The following is a 17,793-nucleotide window of genomic DNA, read 5'->3' on the forward strand; positions in this document are numbered from 1 at the left end:
AAGGACCTCCCCGAATGGACCTCACCCAGCGACTGCGCGACCGCGTCGCCATCATCACCGGCGGTGCCAGCGGCATCGGCCTCGCGACCGCGCGGCGGTTCGCCGCCGAGGGAGCCCGCGTCGTCATCGCCGACCTCGACCCCGTGACCGGGCAGAAGGCCGCCGACGAGGTGGGCGGCGTCTTCCGCCAGGTGAACGTCGCAGACCAGGCATCCGTCGACGCGCTCTTCGACGGCGTCGCCGCCGACCTCGGCTCGGTCGACATCGCGTTCAACAACGCCGGCATCTCGCCCGCCGACGACGACTCGATCGAGACGACCGAGCTGCCCGCGTGGGACAAGGTGCAGGACGTCAACCTCAAGAGCGTCTACCTCTGCTCGCGCGCGGCCCTGCGTCACATGGTTCCCGCGGGGAAGGGCTCGATCATCAACACAGCGTCGTTCGTGGCGCTGCTGGGCTCGGCGACGTCGCAGATCTCGTACACCGCGTCGAAGGGCGGCGTGCTCGCCATGACCCGCGAGCTCGGCGTGCAGTTCGCCCGGCAGGGCATCCGCGTCAACGCGCTCTGCCCGGGACCGGTCAACACGCCCCTGCTGCAGGAACTGTTCGCGAAGGACCCCGAGCGCGCCCAGCGCCGCCTGGTGCACGTGCCGATGGGCCGCTTCGCCGAACCCGAGGAGATGGCGGCCGCCGTCGCGTTCCTCGCCTCGGACGACTCCTCGTTCATCACCGCCAACGCGTTCGTCGTCGACGGCGGCATCACCAACGCCTACGTGACGCCGCTGTGACCCGCGCCGCGTCGTCGCCCGACCTCGGCCGCACCGTCTACCGGCCGGTGCGCGGCGGCAACGCGCTCGAAGACACCGTCGCGCGTCTCGTGCAGACCGTCCGGCTCGGCGTCGTCGCTCCGGGGGAGTCGCTCCCCTCGGAGCGCGACCTCGCCGAGCGCTACGGCGTCAGCCGCGACACCGTCCGGCAGGCGATCGGCGAGCTCGCCGACGCGGGCTACGTCGAGCGGCGGCGCGGCCGGTACGGCGGCACGTTCGTCGCCGATCCGTTGCCGATGCCCGCGGGACCCGTCGACGCGGCGGAGCTCGAGGACATCCTGGGCCTGCGCCGCGTGCTCGAGGCGGGAGCCGCGCGCGCCGCGGCGTCGCAGGCGCTGTCGGATGCCGCCCGCTCCGCGCTCAAGGAACGCCACCGCGCGACCGTCGGAGCCGCAGAAGGGGAGTACCGCCGGCTCGACTCGCTGCTGCACCTGGCGATCGCGGAGGCCAGCGGCATCCCGTCGCTGCTCCCCTTGGTCGTCGAGAACCGGGCCCGCATCAACGCGTGGCTCGACACGTTCCCGCTGCTGCCGCGCAACATCGAGCACTCCGACGCGCAGCACGAGCGGATCGTCGCGGCGATCCTGGCGGGCAAGCCGGATGCCGCCGAGGCGGCGGTGCTCGAGCACCTCGCCGGGTCGGAGGCGCTGCTGCGCGGGTTCTTGGGCTGAGGTCGCGGCGACGGACGCCCGACCGCTGTCGCATGCGGGTTCGCGCCGAGTCACACCGGTACCGCCGGTCGTGCATGCGTCACGCGCCGACTGGTGCCGCCACGGGGAATCTGGTGTGCTGAGCGGTGATGATGCGGCCGATGGTGATGCAGCGGCCTGCGGTGATGCAGCGGGCTGGCGCCGAGGCGGCCGGGTGGGGTGCGGCACTCGCTCTCGCGCTCCTCGCCGTGGCCGTCGTCGCCTCGACGAGCTCATGGCTGCTCTACCGCGACGGAGACTCGGTCGTCGTCGCGCTCATGGCCGATTCGGTGCGGCGCGGCGAACCGCAGGAGTGGTCACTGTCGCCCGTGCTCTTCCTGCCCGAGACCGCGGTCTACGGCGCGCTGTCCTTCCTCGGGCTCGGCACGGTCGGCACGCTCACGCTCAACGCCGTCGTCAACCTCCTCGCCGTGTACGGCGGCATCCGGCTGGTGGCCGGGCGCTTCCGACCCGGCGCACGCCCTGTGGCGGGGAGTGTCCTCGCGTTCGCGGCGTTCGTCGCGCTGATCGTCCTCGAAGTGCCCGACGGGATGCCGGGGTTCCACCTCGCGCTTCTGACCGCGACGACGACCTACTACTCAGCGACCGTCGTGGGCACCCTGGTCGTCGTGGGCCTGCTCCGGCGCACGCTCGACGGGACGCCGCCGGTGCGGACCGCGCCGGTGACCGTACTGGTCGTGGCCGTCTCGACGCTCACGAACCCGCTGTTCGTCGTGTGGTGCGTCCTGCCGGCCGTCGGGGCGATTGGCATCCTTGTCGTGCGGCGTCGGATCGACCCGCGTCTCGCGTTCGTCCTGCTCCTTTCGATCACCGGTGCGGCGGCCGTCGGGTACCTGCTGCGCGCTCCGTTCGCGGGCACCATCGTCGCAGCCGGGGGCAACTACCTGCGCCCGGATCGAGCCGGCGGAGCGATCGCCCACCTCGCCGAGGTGAGCGGAGCGACGATGTCGCGGTGGAACGGCGCGCTCTGGTTCGCGGCCGTCCTCGCACTCGTCGTCGCATGCGTCGTCATCGGGCTGCGGGCGTGGCGCCGGCGCGATGCCGTCGTGGCCGCGGTCTGCGGGATCGCCGCGGCGGCGCCGATCGCGGCGACGGCTCTGGTGATCGTCGCCGGGACGGATGCCGACCGGTACCTGCAGCCGTGGGTGTTTCTGCCGATCCTCGTGCTCGCCGTCGCCCCGCCCGCCGTCTCGGTGCCGCGCGCGGTGAGCGGGGCGCTGGTGGGCGCGCTCGCCGTCGGAGGGGTCGCCACCGTGCCGGTCACGGTGGCAGCCGCCGGCCGGCACGACGTCGACCTCGCGTGCGTGACCCGATGGGTGGAGCAGTCCGGTCGGACCGGGGCCGGGCAGTTCTGGACCGTCCGCGCCCCGAAGCTGGCGCTCGCCGACCCATCGCAGCTCATCCAGGTCGACAACACGCTGCGCCCCTACGACTGGCTCGTCAACCGTGCGGAGCGTCGCGGGCCGGTCACCTTCCTGGTGCAGGATGCCGCCTCCGTCCCGTTCGTGCTCCCCGTCGGCGCGGAGACCCCGGACCGGGTGGCCTGCGGCCGCTACACGATCCTCGACTTCGGCTCGCGCGTGCTGCCGCTGGGTGAACCGCGGAACTGACCGCGCGTCAGCGGATGCAATAGATGCCGGGCGACACGCGGCATCCGCTCGCCTGGCGGCGGCGTGTCGCGGCCGATCTATCGCATCCGCGTGCGGCGGTGCGCGATCACGGGCACGGCGACGCCGATGAGCACGACGGCGAGGAGGGCCGGGAAGGTCCACGCCATGATGGCGTAGGCGGCGTCCAGCGCGGCGGAGGACGCGATGCCCGCGTCGGCTCCGGGCACCCGATCGACGAGAACCGTCGCGGTCACCGCCGATGCCGCGAGCGCGATGCTCAGAGCCGACGCGGCCACTCCCATCACCACGATCCAGACCACGAGCCGGCGGCGTCCGCTCCCCATGACTGCAGGCTAGGGCACGACCGTGCCACTGTCGGCGGATGCAATGGATGCCGGGCGACACGCGGCATCCGCTCGCCTGACGGCGGCGTGTCGCGGCCGAACTATTGCATCCGCGAACGGTTCGCGAACGCAGTCGCGCGCCGCACCCTCTCGTCGACGGACGGGGGCACCCAGCCCTCCGCCAGCCCGGCGAGCAGGACGCTCGAGAATGACACCTCTCCGGCGGCGACCCGCTCGGCGACCTCGTAGGTCAGATCCATCTCGGCTGCGACCTCGTCCACGGTCGCGCCGTTCGCGAGGGCTTCGACGATCGCGGCGTCCGCGGCGCGAACCGCATCGATCAGGGCGGATGCCGCGGCGAACGCGCCGACCCGTGCGGCTCGCAGTTCGGGGTGGTCCATGCCCGAAACCTAGTCGAGCGGAGCGACATCCACCTGCACGCGCAGGGTCGAGGTCTTCGCCTCGGTGAAGATGATGCCCGTCACCGGTGCGACGTCGCCATAGTCCCGCCCCCACGCGACGGTCACGTACCGATCGTTCGCCCACTGGTTGTTCGTCGGGTCGATCGCGAGCCACTGGTCGGTGCCCGGCAGCCACACCGCGAGCCACGCGTGCGAGGCATCGGCGCCGAAGATGCGCTCCTTGCCGGGCGGCGGCTGCGTCGCGAGGTATCCCGAGACGTAGCGGGCGGCGATGCCGTGCCCGCGCAGGCAGGCGAGGGCGACGTGCGCGAAGTCCTGGCAGACGCCCGCCCGCTTCGACATGGCATCGCCCACCGTGCTCGTCACCGTCGTCGCGGTCTTGTCGTAGTCGAAGTCGCGAAAGATCCGCTGCATCAGATCCGTCGCGGCCTCGCCGATCGGCCGCCCCGGCGTCAACGACTCGGCGCCGTAGGCGACGGCCGCCTCGTCGTGCGCGACCCGAGCCGATTCGAGCGCGTACTCGGTGGCCTCGACGGCACCGGGGAGTTCGGGATGCTGCAGCGGCCGTGCGAGCTCCCACGGCTGCGCGAGCGCCTCGGCGTCGTAGTCGGGCACCGCGACCGTCACCTCGCTCGAGGCTTCGATCGTCAGCGCCTCGTGCGGGTCGGTCACGTGGAAGTAGGTCGACGAGTTGCCGAACCAGTCGGTGCGGGGCGACACGTCTCCGGGGAGCGGCTCCACCGTCACCGCGGAGTCGGCGATCCGTTGCCACGGCAGCTCGCGCGGGCGCAGGTGGAACTGCCCGATGCTGTCCTGCACGGCGTCGCTGTAGGTGTAGGCCGTGCGGTGCCAGACGCGATAGCGGGTCATGCGCGCGCACCCATCAGCTCGACCAGCGACAGCTCGGTCATCGACACGGGCGGAGGTCCTACCTCGAAGTGCAGGTCGCCGATCGCGTCGGAGAGCTGCTCGAGCTGGCTGCGCACCCCCTCGAGACCGTCGACGAGCCGCTCGCGGCGACCGCCGACGACGGCGGTCATCTCGAGCACCTCCACCTCGCCGAGCTCGGTCTCGAGTTGGTCGAGCAGACGCTCGGCCCGCGAGGAACCCGTCGAGGCGGGCATCGCGCCGAGGTGCTCGCGCAGCGTCTGCAGTGAGAAGGCGAGCGAACGCGGGTTGCCACGGTCGAGCAGCAGCAGCTCCGCGACGTCCGCGGCGCGCATCGCTCCGCGGTACCGGCGGCGGTGCGTCACGACGCTCTCAGCCGACAGCAGCAGCGACTCCAGCACTTCGCGGTCGGTGCGCGGGCTGCGGCTGACCGACAGCGCAGACGACAACAGAGTGGTCAGCTGCAGGCCGCGCTCGAGGTAGCGACCCGCCTCCATCATGTGCCAGCCGGGGTCGCGGATCATGTTCGCCGTCACGCCGTACAACGACAGCATCGAGGCGAGCATGCGCCCGGCCGACTCGGCCGTCCGGTGCGCGTGCGACGAGGTGCGCAGCGCTCGCACCGCGCGTTCGATGTTCGAGAACACGCGCCACGTGTCGCCCGAGAGCTGGTCGCGGACACCTTCCATCGCATCGCGCAGCCGCGCGATCGAGTGCGCCGCCGAGCCGGGACGGGCGGCATCCAGCAGCAGCGACCGGAACTCCGCCTCGGGGTCGATCGCCCGCGTGCCGGCGAGCGTGTGCAGCGCCGCGAGCAGGACCCGCACGCTGTCGCTCGCGCGTGCGGCGCTGTGCGCACCGGGCTGGTCGAGCGCGGCCTGCGTGGCGATCACGAGACGCAGCAGATCCTCGGCGCGCTCGGCGTACCGGCCCGTCCAGTAGAGATCAGACAGTGCGCGCGGTGCGAGCGTCGGGTCGCTGCGGGTCGACGGAAGAGATGCGACGTCCGCGATCCCCTGGTCGGGCTCCGCCTCGTCCGACTTCAGCACCCACACATCCTTCGTGCGCGGGGCCGCGTCGGGCGCGGTGCGGACGGTGGCGAGACCGCCGACGAGCGGCCGATAGGTCGACCCGAAGCGGATCGCGAATCCCCGCAGGGTGACCGGCAGAGCGGATGCCGCGCCCCCGGCATCCCACACCGGAACCTGCGAGAGGGGCAGCTGCTCGACGGCGGCGAAGCGGTGCGGCTCGCGGTCGAGGCGCGCAAGGACCGCCGGGTCTGCGGGAGCGAGGCGGCGGCGCGGATCGTCGATGAGGCCGACTGCGAGCGTCGGATCGCCGGCGGTGAGCCGCGGAAGGACCTCGGCGCGCGCGTCGGCGTCACCCAGCCACCAGGCGGGCACCGAGGGGAGGCGCAGCTGCTCGCCGAGGAGGCGCTCGCAGACGGCCGAGAGGTAGGGGAGCAGGGCAGGATTCTCGAGCACACCCGCGCCGAGTCCGTTGACGACCCGCACACGTCCGCGACGGACGGCTTCGGCGAGGCCCGCGATGCCGAGGCGCGACCCGGAGCGGAGTTCAAGGGGGTCGCACCACTCGGCATCCACTCGGCGGAGGATCACGTCGACGCGTTCCCGGGGCGCGCGCTGCGGCCAGCCGGAGGGTTTCATCCACACCGCGCCGTCGCGCACGACGAGGTCGCTGCCCTGCACGAGGGGGAAGCCGAGCGCGTTGGCGATGAACGCCTGATCGAACGCCGTCTCGGACAGCGGCCCGGGGGAGAGGACGACGATCCGCGGGCTGGTCGTCTCGTCGGGAGCGGCGGCGATGAGCGCCGCGCGGAGGGCCGCGAAGTAGGGGTCCATGCGGTGCAGGGCGCCCTCATCGAGGAGGTCGGGCAGCACCTGCGAGATGACGCGTCGGTTCTCGGCCGCGTAGCCCAGCCCCGACGGGGCCTGCACGCGGTCGGCGAGCACGCGCCACTCGCCCGCCGCATCCCGACCCAGGTCGGTGGCCGACAGCAGCAGTTCGGGCGGCAGGCTCTCCCCGTCTCGTCGAGCCATCGCGCGCACGAATCCGGCATGGCCGAGGATGACCGCTGCGGGGACGATGCGCTCGCGGATCACCACCTGCGGTCCGTAGAGGTCCGCCAGGAGCGCGTTCAGGAGTTCGGCGCGTTGGGCCAGACCGACGTCGAGACGCGCCCATCCCGCGGCATCCAGGACGAACGGCATCGGATCGAGTTGCCACGGCTGCAAGTCGTCGCCGGCGCGCGCGTACGAGACGCCGTCGTCGGCGAGGAACCGCGAGATCTCCCCGTCGACGCGGTCCAGCTCGTCGCGGGTCAGCCCGAGGGCGAGCGAGGCGAGCCCCTGCCAGGCGGGACGCAGCGCACCGTCGGCGTCGACGACCTCGTCGTAGCGCGGCGTCGCCGACGCGAACGGCAGCGTCGGCTGCGACACGGCCGCGGCGTAGTCTCGGAGCACACTCACGAGGTCCCTCCCTGCGTCCAGCGTAGGGCCCACGGGCCCCCTCGCTCCGCGCGTCGAAGCGGTGCGGGGCGAATACAGTGGGACGCATGACGGGACCGGACGAGACCTACACCGTGCGCCCCGCGCGGACCTCCGACGTCCCCCGCATCCAGCAGCTCCTGGAGCCGTGGGTGCAGCGGCGCATCCTCCTCGGCAAAGAGCGCGTCACCCTGTACGAGACCGTGCAGGAGTTCGTCGTCGCCGAAGCAGGTGACCGGCTCGTCGGGTGCGGTGCCCTCCACGTGATGTGGGAGGACCTCGGTGAGATCCGCACCCTCATCGTCGCCGACGACTGGCTGCACCGGGGAGTGGGCGGCGCCGTCGTCGACCTCCTCGAAGACAACGCCCGCGCGCTCGGGCTCAGTCGGCTGTTCTGCCTCACCTTCGAGGTCCCGTTCTTCTCCCGCCGCGGGTTCTCGGAGATCGGCGAGCAGGTCGTCGCCCCCGACGTCTACTCCCAGCTCCTCCGCAGCCCCGATGAGGGCGTCGCGGAGTTCCTGGACCTGGCGCACGTGAAGCCCAACACCCTGGGCAACACCCGCATGCTCAAGCAGTTGTAGGCGCGCCGGGCGGGCGTCCGCGAACCCCGCGCATACCCTGGACGCGTGAGCAGCCACACCCCCCGCCGCCGGCCGACCCCGGCCGTGTACCGCCGTCGCCGGCTGGCCGTGCTGCTGCTCGCGGTCCTCATCGTCGGGGGCATCGTCGCGCTCGTCGTGTGGCAGCCGTGGCGTGCGATGACGGATGCCGCGTCCTCACCCTCCGGGGACGCCCCGGCATCCGCCAGTCCCGCACCGACTCCCGACGGCTCCGTTCCGCCGACGCCCTCGGGCACGCCGAGTCCCCAGGTCACGAGCTCCGCCGACGGCGACGCTGAAGGATCCGGCGACAGCGACGCGACGCCGACCGACGTGCCGGCGTGCACGACGGGCGACGTGACGGTGACCGCCGGCGTCGACAAGGGCTCCTACGGGACGGGCGAGTTGCCCAAGCTCTCGATCACGCTCGTCAACGACACGGACCAGCCCTGCCTCATCAACGTCGGAACGGCCGCGCAGGCGTTCGAGATCACGAGCGGGTCGGACACGTGGTGGCGTTCCACCGACTGCCAGACGGAGCCGAGCGATCAGGTCGTCCAGCTGGATGCCGGGAAAACGGTCGCGAGCGCGAGCCCGATCGTCTGGGATCGCACCCGGTCCTCGGTCGACACGTGCGACGGCGACCGGCAGAAGGCGCTGCCCGGCTGGTACAACCTCTCGGTGAGCATCGGCGGAATCGGCTCGGCGGAGCCGGCGTCGTTCACGCTCCGGTGACTCACCTCGCGCACCGGGTTCTCTGAGAACATTCTCATCTGCGATCGCCCATACGGGGTGTTCCGCGGCAACCCTCGACGCGTACCCTTGGGGTCAGCTCCCGGCGGCACCCCTCCGTTGTCCCCAGCAACGGAGTCCTGCTCCCCCCAGAGGCAGGATTTCGGATCCCCCGGTTGCCGGTGAGCGATGGGCCCTCTCGACTTCTCCAGTCCCCAATGGGGAGTTCGAGGGGGCCCCCTTACGTTCGGGTGCCCGGCGCGGCGATCTGCGGCATCCACTTAGGCTGAGGGGATGGCTGGAAAGAAGCGCGAGAAGAAGCCGCTGGAGTTCCGGAACACGGCTCTCGCCGATGCTCTTCAGACCCAGGACATGGCTGCCCTGGCGTTCGCTCTGCGGCACGGTCCGACGGTCGTGCCGCTCCTGCGTCCGGGTGCGCGGGACGACCCCCGGGACTCGGGCGAGGTGTGGACGTACCGCGACCCCGCCACCGGCGACGTCGCCCTGTTGCTGTTCAGCGACGCGGCCAACAAGCCCGCGACGCTTCCGCCGGGTGTCGGACTGCAGTCTCCCGCCTGGCTGCGCGCCTTCCTCGGCACCTATGGTGAGGAGATCACGACGGTGTTCTTCGACATCGCCGGCCCGCACCCCATGCAGGCGGCGTCGGCGGACCTCATCGCGGCGCTCGACGCCTGACCCTCCTCAGAAGTCGGGCTGATCGTCCGGGCGGGGAGCGTGGTGGCGCGATCGCTGGGCGAGCGCGTCCCGCAGGGTGCCGGCGCCAGCGTCGATGACGGCCTTGTATCCCAGTCGCGCCGCCTCGGACCGCCGCTGATCGTGCTGGGTGACCCGGCGGATCTCGCCCGACAGGCTCAGTTCGCCGATGGCCGCGAGCTTCGCGGGGTTCGGCCGTTCGGCCGCCGCACTCGCGATCGCGAGGGCGATGGCGAGGTCTGCGGCCGGCTCGGTGAGCCGCACCCCGCCGACCGTCGAGACGTAGACGTCCTGGTCCGACAGCTTGATGCCGGCGCGCTTCTCGAGCACGGCCAGCACCATCGCGACACGGGCGCCGTCGACACCGCTCACGATCCGTCGCGGATTCGGCGCCGAGGTGTGGAGGGTGAGCGCCTGCACCTCGACGGGCAGTGCCCGCCGGCCCTCGAGCGCGACCGTCACGCACGTGCCGGGCTCGCTGGGACGGTTGCTGAGGAAGAGCGCGCTCGGATCGGGCACTTCGGCGATGCCGTCGCCGGCCATGTCGAAGCATCCCACCTCGTCGGTCGCCCCGAACCGATTCTTGAGCGCCCGCACGAAGCGCAGCGACGTCTGCCGGTCGCCTTCGAAGTGGCAGACGACGTCGACGAGGTGTTCGAGGATCCGCGGTCCCGCGACCTGACCGTCCTTCGTGACGTGCCCGACGATCACGACGGGCAGGTCGCGTTCCTTCGCGACGCGGATGAGGGTGGATGCCACCTCCCGCACCTGACTCGGCTGCCCCGCCGCCCCGTCGATGAGCCCTGACGAGACGGTCTGCACCGAGTCGACGATGAGCAGGTCGGGCCGCACGTCGTCGATGTGCCCGAGGGTCGTGGCCAGGTCGGTCTCGCTCGCGAGGTAGAGCTCGTCGTGCAGCGCTCCGGTCCGTTCGGCGCGTAGGCGCACCTGGCTGAGGGACTCCTCCGCGCTGACATAGAGGACGCGTCGCCCGGCGCGTGCGCTCTGCGCGGCGACCTCGAGAAGGAGGGTCGACTTGCCGACCCCCGGCTCGCCCGAGAGCAGGATCGCCGCACCGGGGACGATGCCGCCGCCCAGGACGCGGTCGAACTCGCCGACTCCGCTCGAGCGTCGCGGCGTCTCGCGGGTGTCGATCTCGGTGATGCGACGCGCGCTCCGCGTCGGCGCGATCGGGGTGACGGATGCCGTGATCCCGGTCGGCGTGGCGGCTTCGACGACCGTGCCCCACTGCTGGCATTCGCCGCAGCGACCGACCCACTTCGCGGTCGTCCACCCGCACTCGGTGCAGCGGAAGGCCGCGGTCGGGGCGGGTCGTCGTGAAGCCATGCGTTCAGGCTAATCGCGGCATCCGACATCACCGCCGTCGTGCGACCCGCGGGCTTCAGCGCAGCGAGGCGGCGACCGTCTTCAAAGCGTCGGCGGAACGGTGGAAGAGCGCCAGCTCGTCGTCCGAGAACGACGTCTCGAGGATCGGCCGGGCGCCCGCGCTGCTGACGACGGACGGCACCGAGAGCGCGACGCCGTCGACGCCCTGGAAGTCGCTCAGCACGGTCGACACGGGCATGACCGCGTGCTGGTCGCCGAGGATCGCCTCGACGATGCGGGCGCTCGACAGGCCGATCGCGTAGTTCGTCGCGCCCTTGCCGCGGATCACTGTGTAGGCGGCGTCCCGCACATCGACGGCGATGCGGTCGAGCTCCTCGACCGTGAAGGGCGGCTGCCCGTCGAGCGGCTGCCAGTCGAGGATCGGGACGGTGCCGATCGTCGCGCGCGACCAGTGCGGGAACTCGGTGTCGCCGTGCTCGCCGACGATGTAGGCGTGGACGCTCGAGGTCGACACCCCCGCGCGCTGCGCGAGCTTCCAGCGCAGGCGGGACGTGTCGAGCACGGTGCCGGACGCGAAGATCCGCTCGGGCGGGAGCCCGGTGACCTCCTGCCCGATGACGGTGAGCACGTCGCACGGGTTCGTGACGATGACGTAGACGGCGTTCGGGGCGACCTCGAGAAGCTCGGGCAGCATCCGCTTGAGGATGCCGGCGTTCACCCCGGCGAGCTCGGTGCGGGTCTGCCCGGGGTTCTGCTTGGCCCCCGCGGTGATGACGACGACGTGGGAACCCGCGGCGACCGAGACGTCCGAGCCGCCGGAGATGTCGCTCGATCCGGTGAACTGCGCGCCGTGGGCGAGGTCGAGGACCTCGGCCTCGACCTTCTCCGCAGCGATGTCGTACAGGGCGACGTGCCGGGCCGATCCGCGAATGAGGGCGGCGTAGGCGACGCTCGATCCGACGGCGCCCGCGCCGACGACGGTCAGTTTCGAGTTCTCGATGACGCTCATACCGCCAGTGTGGCAGTGGACGGATGCCGAATGCCCGGATCCAGCCGTGCAAATCAGATGGGCTGGGCGTCAGCGGCGGCGGGCCGGCGGATGCCGAGGAACGAAACCACGCCGCCCAGCACCATGAGGACGGCCGTGACCAGCGCCGCGCGGTGGAACCCGTCGAGGTCGAGCGCACCGCCGATGATGACCGCGAGGATCGCGATGACGACGAGCCCCGCGATCCGCGAGACGGCGTTGTTCGTCGCCGACGCGATGCCGGAGCGCTCGCCCCCGATCGCGCCGAGGATCGTCGATGTCAGGGGGGACACGGTGACGCCGAGCCCCAGACCGAAGACGACGAGACCCGGCAGGACCTGAGTCCAGTAGTCGAAGTCCTCGCGGACGGCGAGCAGCATCAGCGCGCCGACCGCCATCACGAGCGGGCCGACCGTCATGAACAGGCGTGGGCCGAACCGGTTCACCCACCCGCCCACGACCGAACTGAGCGCGATCAGCGCGACGGTCGTCGGCAGGCTCGCGAGCCCGGCGAAGGTCGCGCTCAGCCCCGCGCCCTGCTGCAGGTAGACCCCGACGACGAAACCGTTCAGCGAGAGTGCCGCGTAGATGAAGAAGGTGGCCAGGTTGCCGGTCCAGAAGTTCCGGACGCGGAAGATCCCGAGCGGCAGGATCGGCGAGCGCACGGTGCGCTGACGCAGCAGGAACGCCGCGAACAGAAGGATGCCGGCGGCCAGCGGCATCCAGATCGCCGGATGCGCCCACCCCAGGTTCGGCTGTTCGATGAGCGCGAAGACGATACCGCCGAGGCCCAGGGTGCACAGGGCCGCGCTCACGAGGTCGATGTGCGCGTCGTCGCGGCGGTGGTCGACGTGGCCGAGGCGGGACAGGAGGACGAACGTCACGACGATCGGGAGGATGTTGACGAGGAACGCGAACCGCCATGACAGCAGGTCGACGAAGAGGCCGCCGATGAGGGGGCCGGCGAGGTTGGCGGCCGTCGTCCACGCGGTCCATTGGCCGATCGCCCGGGCCTGCGCCGGTCCGTTCAGCAGCGACGTGATGAGGGCGAGCGAGCTCGGTACGAGGAACGCGCCCGCGGCGCCCTGCAGGGCGCGCGCGATGATCAGCACGACCGGATCGGGTGCGAGACCGACGCCGATCGACGCGATCCCGAAGCCGATCAGCCCGATCCGGAGGACGAGCACGCGACCGAACGCGTCGCTCACCGACCCCGCGAACAGGATGAGAGAGCTCAGGGTGAGGAGGTAGGCATCCACCGCCCACTGCTGCGTCGACAGGCCGCCGCCCAGCTCATCGCGGATGGCGGGGAGTGCCACGTTGACGACAGTGCCGTCGAGGAACGCGACCGCCGAGGCGAGGGCTGCGATCGCGACGATCAGCCCGAACCGGGGGGATGTCGTCGGAGCGCTCACAGGCTCACGTTACGCCCGGGGCAGGGCCGTTCGGGAGGTCGAGCCGACGGGAACTGTCGCTATTCCGGGAGTGAAGCGACAGTTCGCGTCGGGTCGAGCTCGTCGAGGGGAGCGGCGGGGAGGGCGATCCAGCCTTCCCGGCGGGCGCGGTCGAGCGCCGCGGGCGGGATGGGGTGCGTCGCGCGCAGCGCGTGTGCGCGGGTGATGAGCGCGGCGACGACGGCGTCGAACGCGTCGTCGGATGCTTCCATCAGCGCGCGCTGGTCGAGGGAGACGATGAGCCAGGGGGCTACGGCGAGGAGGTTCGCCGTCGCCGCGCGGCGGGCCGCGGCATCCGTCTTGTATCCGGACACGGCGACGCCCCAGAGACGGAGGGATGCCGCCGGGTAGACCTCGACGAGTCGTCCCGTCGCGCCGGACCGGTCGACGACGTCGCCCGCGTCGGCGAACGCGGCGAGCAGGTCGGTGCACCGCATGGCGGTGACTCCCAGGCGATCGGTCGAGACGCTGAGCGGGAGGCGTCCCGTGATCCGGTGGGTGGCGCGGTCGGTCTCGCGGTAGGCGAGCCGGCGGCGTCCCTCGATGCCGCGCAGGTCCGGGTCGGGTGCTTCGCCCCGTGCATTCGCCGCGACGTAGGCGACGAAGTCGTCGGGCCAGCCGAAGGCGCAGTCGACGCCGACTCGCGCTGAGCCCTGCGCGAGCCCGACGATGTCGCCGTCCGTGTTGCCGAGGCGGAGCGTCGTGAGCCGGGCGCCCCCGCCCTGCCAGTCGACGACCGCGACAGCCGTGCGCGCCGGCTGCGCCGCGAGGTCGACTCCGGTGGTGATCACACCGCGACGCTACCCCGCCCGCCCGTTCGTCGAGAGGTCGCAGATGGTCGCCCTCGCGGCCGGGAAGTGACCATCTGCGACGCCTCGGCGAGCCGTGATGAGGCTCGGTTCGCGGCATCCGCTCTCGTGTCGTAAGCTGGACGACGGTGACGTGTCCGAGCGGCCGAAGGTGCAACTCTCGAAAAGTTGTGTAGGGTAACCCCCTACCGTGGGTTCAAATCCCACCGTCACCGCCATGAAAACCCCTGCTGATGCGGGGGTTTTCGCTTTTCTTGGACAGCCGCCCCGACCGGTTGCTTCAGCAGCGCCGGAGCGACAGGTCGCGTGGGCTCGCGGGGGAGGCGGAGGACGCGCCGCGCGGGAAGATCACCAGGGTAAGCACTGTGCCGACGGCCGCCCCGAGGCACTGGGCGAGGACGAAGGCAGCGGCCGAGGCGGGCGCGATGCCGGAGAACGTGTCGGTGAACACCCGGCCGAGGGTGACCGCGGGGTTCGCGAACGACGTCGAGCTGGTGAACCAGTAGGCGGCCCCGATGTATGCGCCGACGGCGGCGGCGATCACCGCGATCGCCGCGCGCGTCCGCACGAGACCAGTGATCAGCAGCACGAGCCCGGCCGTCGCCACGACTTCGGCGAGGAAGGTCGCCGGCTCGGCACGCGGGGTCGACGACAATGCGACGGGCTGTGCGAACATGGCGCCGGCGAGGAGTCCACCGCAGACCGCACCGGCGAGCTGTGCGGCCACGTACGCGAGCGCCTCGCCGACCCGCACGCGTCGCAGCATGGCATCCGCTGCAGTCACCGCCGGGTTCAGGTGCGCACCCGACACCGGGGCGAGCAACACGATGATGGCGAAGAGACCGAGCGCGGTCGCGATGGAGTTCTCGAGCAGGCGGAGCCCGGCATCGGCCGGCAGTCGCTCAGCGGTGATGCCCGAGCCGACTATCACTGCGACGAGCAGCCCCGTGCCGAGCGCTTCGGCGACGGCGCGGCGCCACAGCGGCGCCGTCACGGGGTCAGGTCGGTGATAAGCGATTCGACGCGACCGCGGATGTCGTCGCGGATGCGGCGGACGTCGTCGATGCCCCGACCCGCCGGGTCATCGAGCTCCCAGTCCTCGTAACGCTTGCCGGGGAAGATCGGGCAGGCGTCGCCGCACCCCATCGTGATCACGACGTCCGACTCGCGGACCGCATCGACGGTCAGCAGCTTCGGGGTGTTCGAGGTGATGTCGATGCCCTCTTCCGCCATGGCGTCGATCGCGACCGGGTTGATCCGGTCCTTCGGCTCCGAGCCGGCCGACAGCACCTGGATGCGGTCGCCGGCGAGGTGCTGCAGGTAGCCGGCAGCCATCTGGGAGCGGCCCGCGTTGTGGACGCAGACGAAGAGGACGGTGGGGGTGGTGGTCATGGGAGGTCGCTTCCGTTTCGGGTGGATCGGCGTTCGATGAAGATGGTGTCGCGCCACTGCCCGGCGTGGGCGCCGAGCGTGGAGCGGGCGATGCGTTCGCGCCGTCCGACGGTGCGGAATCCGGCGCTGGCGTGAAGGTGGAGGCTCGCCGCGTTCTCGGGGAAGACGCTCGCCTGGATCGTCCAGTACCCGGCTGCCTCCGCGGCGTCGATGAAGGCGTCGAGCAGCGCGCGTCCCACACCCCGGCCCGTATCGGCGGGGTCTACGTAGACGGAGTGCTCGATGACGCCCCGGTATACGTCGCGGGCGGACACGCGGGATGCCGCCACCCACCCCACGACCTGGTCGTCGGCATCGACGGCGACCAGGCGCGCGTCCGGTACCTTGCCCGCGTCGAACGCTTCCCAGGTCGGCGTGGACGTCTCGAAGGTCGCCTCTCCGCCCGCGATCCCCGCCGCGAGGATGCGCTCGACGGCGGGCCAGTCGGCGGCGGTCATCGGCCGGGTGCGTGCCATCAGCAGCATCCCCCGGCATCCGTCGAGCACACGCCCGTAGCCGGCAGGGTCAACTGCACTCGGGTGGCAGAGCGCATGTCGCCGTCGATCCACGCCACGACAGACCGCACCTGCTCGTATCCCGTCGCCAGCAGGAAGGTCGGCGCGCGACCATAGGACTTCATGCCGACGATGAAGAAGCCATGCTCGGGATGCCGCAGCTCGTCGAACCCGTGCGGCTCCACCGTGCCGCAGGAGTGCACGTTGGGATCGATGAGCGGAGCGAGTCGGACGGGAGCCTCGACGATGTCGTCGAGACCGAGCCGAATCTCGCGCAGCATCGACAGGTCGGGACGGAAGCCGGTGGCAGCGACCACGAGGTCGGTGTCATGGACGGATGCCGCGCCCCGCCGCATCCCGATCAATCTCACACCGCCCGCCCGGCGCTCCACCGTCGCGATCTCGAACGCGTCGATCTTCTCGACGATGCCGCGGTGCACGAGCGTGTCCAGCCGTGACCCGAGCGCGGCCCGGTCGCCGAGCTCGTCGTCAGCGGACGACGAGACCCGGACCGCGGAGTCGTTGCGGATCAGCCAGGTGATGCGGGTACCCGGTTCGGACTCGGCGAGCGTTGCGAGAGCGAGAAGCGTGTTCGCGGCGGAGTGTCCGGCGCCCACCACCGTCGTGTGTCGCCCCGCGAAGCGCGCCCGGTCGATGCCGAGGACATCGGGGAGGGGATGGACGAGCCGGTCGCCGAGATCCGGCGCGCCCAGCGGATCGAGGCCCGTCGAGCCCAGGGGATTAGGGGAGTCGAACGTTCCCGAGGCGTCGATGACGGCCCTGGCCGTGAGCTCGACGACCCCGTCGGCCGTGGCGTAGCGGACGACGAAGGGGGTTGTCTCGCGGCCGGCGCTGCGGGTGCGATCCATGCCCTCGCGCGCGACGGCGAGGACCCGAGACCCGTAGCGGATACGGGAGCGCAGCGGCTTGAGCTCGGCGAGCGGAGCGACGTAGGCATCGACCAGCTCGCGCCCGGTCGGTGCGGCATCCGCGTCGGGCTCGGTCCACCCCGAAGCCTCGAGCAGGCGGCGGGATGCCGGGTCGACGAGGTGTCGCCAGGGCGAGAAGAGGCGGATGTGGCCCCACCGTCGGACGGCGGCGGCGGGCTCCTCGCCCGCCTCGAGGACCACCACGTCGATCCCGCGTTCGACGAGATTGGCGGCCGCGGCGAGTCCGATCGGGCCGGCGCCGATCACGACGACCGGGAGGGCGTCGAGCCGAGGCGCGGTCGCCGTGCGGGGGGTGAGGTCGAGCAGCGTCATCCGGTCCTCCGGTATCGATGGATGTCGAGGGAAAGTATGCGTCGCTCTATCGATGACTGTCAATATCGATTAGCATCGATACATGAGGACCGTGCTCCCGCTGATCGACCGTCCGGCGAACGATGCGGCAGTCTGCTGCGCGCCGCTGGTGAAGGAGCCGATCAGCCAGAGCGAGGCGGAGCGTCTCGCCGCGACCCTCAAGGCGCTCGCCGATCCGGCCCGCCTGCGACTCCTCTCGATCGTCGCGTCGTCGGCCGATCAGGAAGCGTGCGTCTGCGACCTCATCGAGCCGATCGGCCTCTCGCAACCGACCGTGTCGCATCACCTCAAGGTGCTGACCGAAGCCGGCTTCCTCTCTCGCTCCAAGCGCGGGACGTGGGCGTACTACCGGCTGCAGCCCGAGGCGCTCGCGGGGGTCGCGGAGTTCCTCGCCGTCTGACCCCCGCCCGCGCCGCCGACCCGACGCGAACTGCGCTCATTCCCGCCCCGAACGCGCACTTCGCGTCGGCTCGCTTCGCCGAGACGTCGCAGATGGTCGCGCGACGCGCCTGACAGCGACCATCTGCGCCGTCTCGAGCACACCCCGCCGCCCTAG

General features: G+C 71.6%; 19 protein-coding genes and 1 tRNA gene. 8 read left to right on the forward strand and 12 right to left on the reverse strand.

The genetic code is table 11. From position 1 onward, the window contains the following. Positions 1 to 14: 14 nt before the first annotated feature. The 3 genes from QE428_RS06610 (at position 15) to QE428_RS06620 (ending at position 3,147) form a co-directional block, all read left to right on the forward strand. Positions 15 to 788 carry a 3-oxoacyl-ACP reductase gene (locus tag QE428_RS06610; RefSeq protein ID WP_020097807.1) on the forward strand — a complete coding sequence of 258 codons (774 nt, stop codon included), beginning with the start codon at positions 15 to 17 and terminating at the stop codon, positions 786 to 788. Further along, positions 785 to 1,498: a FadR/GntR family transcriptional regulator gene (locus QE428_RS06615; protein ID WP_307467227.1), complete on the forward strand. Its 714-nt coding sequence runs from the start codon at positions 785 to 787 to the stop codon at positions 1,496 to 1,498. The genes QE428_RS06610 and QE428_RS06615 overlap by 4 nt, the downstream gene beginning before the upstream one ends. A 140-nt stretch (positions 1,499 to 1,638) precedes the next feature. Next, entirely contained in the window at positions 1,639 to 3,147 is a 1,509-nt protein-coding gene (locus tag QE428_RS06620) for a hypothetical protein (protein WP_307467230.1), read from the forward strand. Positions 3,148 to 3,224: 77 nt separating this feature from the next. Here QE428_RS06620 and QE428_RS06625 read toward each other — a convergent pair whose 3' ends face one another. The 4 genes from QE428_RS06625 to QE428_RS06640 all read right to left on the reverse strand — a co-directional run bounded on the left by QE428_RS06625 (position 3,225) and on the right by QE428_RS06640 (position 7,290). Continuing rightward, complete coding sequence (locus QE428_RS06625; protein ID WP_307467233.1) at positions 3,225 to 3,491, reverse strand: hypothetical protein; 267 nt, start codon at positions 3,489 to 3,491, stop codon at positions 3,225 to 3,227. 101 nt (positions 3,492 to 3,592) lie between these two features. Continuing rightward, positions 3,593 to 3,892 (reverse strand): hypothetical protein, encoded by a 300-nt coding sequence (locus tag QE428_RS06630; RefSeq protein WP_307467235.1) that lies wholly within the window; start codon positions 3,890 to 3,892, stop codon positions 3,593 to 3,595. A 9-nt stretch (positions 3,893 to 3,901) separates the two neighbouring features. Then, positions 3,902 to 4,783: a transglutaminase family protein gene (locus QE428_RS06635; RefSeq protein WP_307467238.1), complete on the reverse strand. Its 882-nt coding sequence runs from the start codon at positions 4,781 to 4,783 to the stop codon at positions 3,902 to 3,904. Beyond that, a complete protein-coding gene (locus QE428_RS06640; protein WP_307467243.1) occupies positions 4,780 to 7,290 on the reverse strand; it encodes a circularly permuted type 2 ATP-grasp protein in 2,511 nt (836 codons plus the stop codon). The genes QE428_RS06635 and QE428_RS06640 overlap by 4 nt, the downstream gene beginning before the upstream one ends. 86 nt (positions 7,291 to 7,376) lie before the next feature. On the opposite strand from QE428_RS06640, the gene QE428_RS06645 reads away from it, so the two are divergent. From QE428_RS06645 to QE428_RS06655, 3 genes are all read left to right on the forward strand, one after another. Beyond that, positions 7,377 to 7,889, forward strand: a complete 513-nt coding sequence (locus QE428_RS06645) for an amino-acid N-acetyltransferase (RefSeq protein ID WP_091358863.1) — start codon at positions 7,377 to 7,379, stop codon at positions 7,887 to 7,889. A 45-nt stretch (positions 7,890 to 7,934) separates the two neighbouring features. After that, the gene (locus QE428_RS06650) at positions 7,935 to 8,642 is read left to right on the forward strand and encodes a hypothetical protein (RefSeq protein ID WP_307467247.1); all 708 of its coding nucleotides are present in this window, start codon (positions 7,935 to 7,937) and stop codon (positions 8,640 to 8,642) included. Positions 8,643 to 8,933: 291 nt separating this feature from the next. Continuing rightward, positions 8,934 to 9,335: a dehydrogenase gene (locus QE428_RS06655; RefSeq protein WP_307467250.1), complete on the forward strand. Its 402-nt coding sequence runs from the start codon at positions 8,934 to 8,936 to the stop codon at positions 9,333 to 9,335. A 6-nt stretch (positions 9,336 to 9,341) separates the two neighbouring features. On the opposite strand, the gene radA is transcribed toward QE428_RS06655, so the two are convergent. The 4 genes from radA to QE428_RS06675 are packed head-to-tail and all read right to left on the reverse strand — an operon-like array spanning position 9,342 to position 13,972. Continuing rightward, positions 9,342 to 10,700 (reverse strand): DNA repair protein RadA, encoded by a 1,359-nt coding sequence (radA, locus tag QE428_RS06660; protein ID WP_307467252.1) that lies wholly within the window; start codon positions 10,698 to 10,700, stop codon positions 9,342 to 9,344. A gap of 55 nt (positions 10,701 to 10,755) precedes the next feature. After that, on the reverse strand, positions 10,756 to 11,709 hold the full coding sequence (locus tag QE428_RS06665; RefSeq protein ID WP_133398754.1) for an L-lactate dehydrogenase: 954 nt from the start codon (positions 11,707 to 11,709) through the stop codon (positions 10,756 to 10,758). 53 nt (positions 11,710 to 11,762) lie between these two features. Next, positions 11,763 to 13,142, reverse strand: a complete 1,380-nt coding sequence (locus QE428_RS06670; RefSeq protein ID WP_307467257.1) for an MFS transporter — start codon at positions 13,140 to 13,142, stop codon at positions 11,763 to 11,765. Between the two features lie 59 nt (positions 13,143 to 13,201). Continuing rightward, the gene (locus QE428_RS06675) at positions 13,202 to 13,972 is read right to left on the reverse strand and encodes a DUF429 domain-containing protein (RefSeq protein WP_307467260.1); all 771 of its coding nucleotides are present in this window, start codon (positions 13,970 to 13,972) and stop codon (positions 13,202 to 13,204) included. Positions 13,973 to 14,117: 145 nt separating this feature from the next. Here QE428_RS06675 and QE428_RS06680 point away from each other — a divergent pair. Next, positions 14,118 to 14,208, forward strand: a tRNA-Ser gene (locus QE428_RS06680). Between the two features lie 62 nt (positions 14,209 to 14,270). Here QE428_RS06680 and QE428_RS06685 read toward each other — a convergent pair. Genes QE428_RS06685 through QE428_RS06700 form a run of 4 tightly spaced genes read right to left on the reverse strand, consistent with a single transcriptional unit; the run spans position 14,271 to position 17,261 of the window. Further along, on the reverse strand, positions 14,271 to 14,984 hold the full coding sequence (locus tag QE428_RS06685; RefSeq protein ID WP_307467263.1) for an aquaporin: 714 nt from the start codon (positions 14,982 to 14,984) through the stop codon (positions 14,271 to 14,273). Beyond that, positions 14,981 to 15,382, reverse strand: a complete 402-nt coding sequence (locus QE428_RS06690; protein ID WP_091358983.1) for an arsenate reductase ArsC — start codon at positions 15,380 to 15,382, stop codon at positions 14,981 to 14,983. The genes QE428_RS06685 and QE428_RS06690 overlap by 4 nt, the downstream gene beginning before the upstream one ends. After that, positions 15,379 to 15,897, reverse strand: a complete 519-nt coding sequence (locus QE428_RS06695) for a GNAT family N-acetyltransferase (RefSeq protein ID WP_307467267.1) — start codon at positions 15,895 to 15,897, stop codon at positions 15,379 to 15,381. Before QE428_RS06695 ends, QE428_RS06690 begins: the two co-directional genes overlap by 4 nt. Further along, the gene (locus QE428_RS06700) at positions 15,897 to 17,261 is read right to left on the reverse strand and encodes an FAD-dependent oxidoreductase (protein WP_373457702.1); all 1,365 of its coding nucleotides are present in this window, start codon (positions 17,259 to 17,261) and stop codon (positions 15,897 to 15,899) included. The genes QE428_RS06695 and QE428_RS06700 overlap by 1 nt, the downstream gene beginning before the upstream one ends. A gap of 19 nt (positions 17,262 to 17,280) precedes the next feature. Between QE428_RS06700 and QE428_RS06705 the strand changes: the two genes are divergently transcribed. After that, positions 17,281 to 17,637, forward strand: a complete 357-nt coding sequence (locus QE428_RS06705; RefSeq protein ID WP_091358989.1) for a metalloregulator ArsR/SmtB family transcription factor — start codon at positions 17,281 to 17,283, stop codon at positions 17,635 to 17,637. The last annotated feature ends 156 nt before the right edge of the window (positions 17,638 to 17,793 follow it).

This window comes from Microbacterium sp. SORGH_AS_0505 (genome assembly GCF_030818715.1).
In the GTDB taxonomy this organism is placed as follows: Bacteria; Actinomycetota; Actinomycetes; order Actinomycetales; family Microbacteriaceae; genus Microbacterium.

Bases quoted from the DNA above. Each gene is read 5' to 3' on its own strand.
- QE428_RS06610 (WP_020097807.1), top strand. From the start codon at position 15: ATGGACCTCACCCAGCGACTGCGCGACCGCGTCGCCATCATCACCGGC.
- QE428_RS06620 (WP_307467230.1), top strand. From the start codon at position 1,639: ATGGTGATGCAGCGGCCTGCGGTGATGCAGCGGGCTGGCGCCGAGGCG.
- QE428_RS06625 (WP_307467233.1), bottom strand. From the start codon at position 3,491: ATGGGGAGCGGACGCCGCCGGCTCGTGGTCTGGATCGTGGTGATGGGA.
- QE428_RS06630 (WP_307467235.1), bottom strand. From the start codon at position 3,892: ATGGACCACCCCGAACTGCGAGCCGCACGGGTCGGCGCGTTCGCCGCG.
- QE428_RS06635 (WP_307467238.1), bottom strand. From the start codon at position 4,783: ATGACCCGCTATCGCGTCTGGCACCGCACGGCCTACACCTACAGCGAC.
- QE428_RS06645 (WP_091358863.1), top strand. From the start codon at position 7,377: ATGACGGGACCGGACGAGACCTACACCGTGCGCCCCGCGCGGACCTCC.
- QE428_RS06655 (WP_307467250.1), top strand. From the start codon at position 8,934: ATGGCTGGAAAGAAGCGCGAGAAGAAGCCGCTGGAGTTCCGGAACACG.
- radA (WP_307467252.1), bottom strand. From the start codon at position 10,700: ATGGCTTCACGACGACCCGCCCCGACCGCGGCCTTCCGCTGCACCGAG.
- QE428_RS06665 (WP_133398754.1), bottom strand. From the start codon at position 11,709: ATGAGCGTCATCGAGAACTCGAAACTGACCGTCGTCGGCGCGGGCGCC.
- QE428_RS06690 (WP_091358983.1), bottom strand. From the start codon at position 15,382: ATGACCACCACCCCCACCGTCCTCTTCGTCTGCGTCCACAACGCGGGC.
- QE428_RS06695 (WP_307467267.1), bottom strand. From the start codon at position 15,897: ATGGCACGCACCCGGCCGATGACCGCCGCCGACTGGCCCGCCGTCGAG.
- QE428_RS06705 (WP_091358989.1), top strand. From the start codon at position 17,281: ATGAGGACCGTGCTCCCGCTGATCGACCGTCCGGCGAACGATGCGGCA.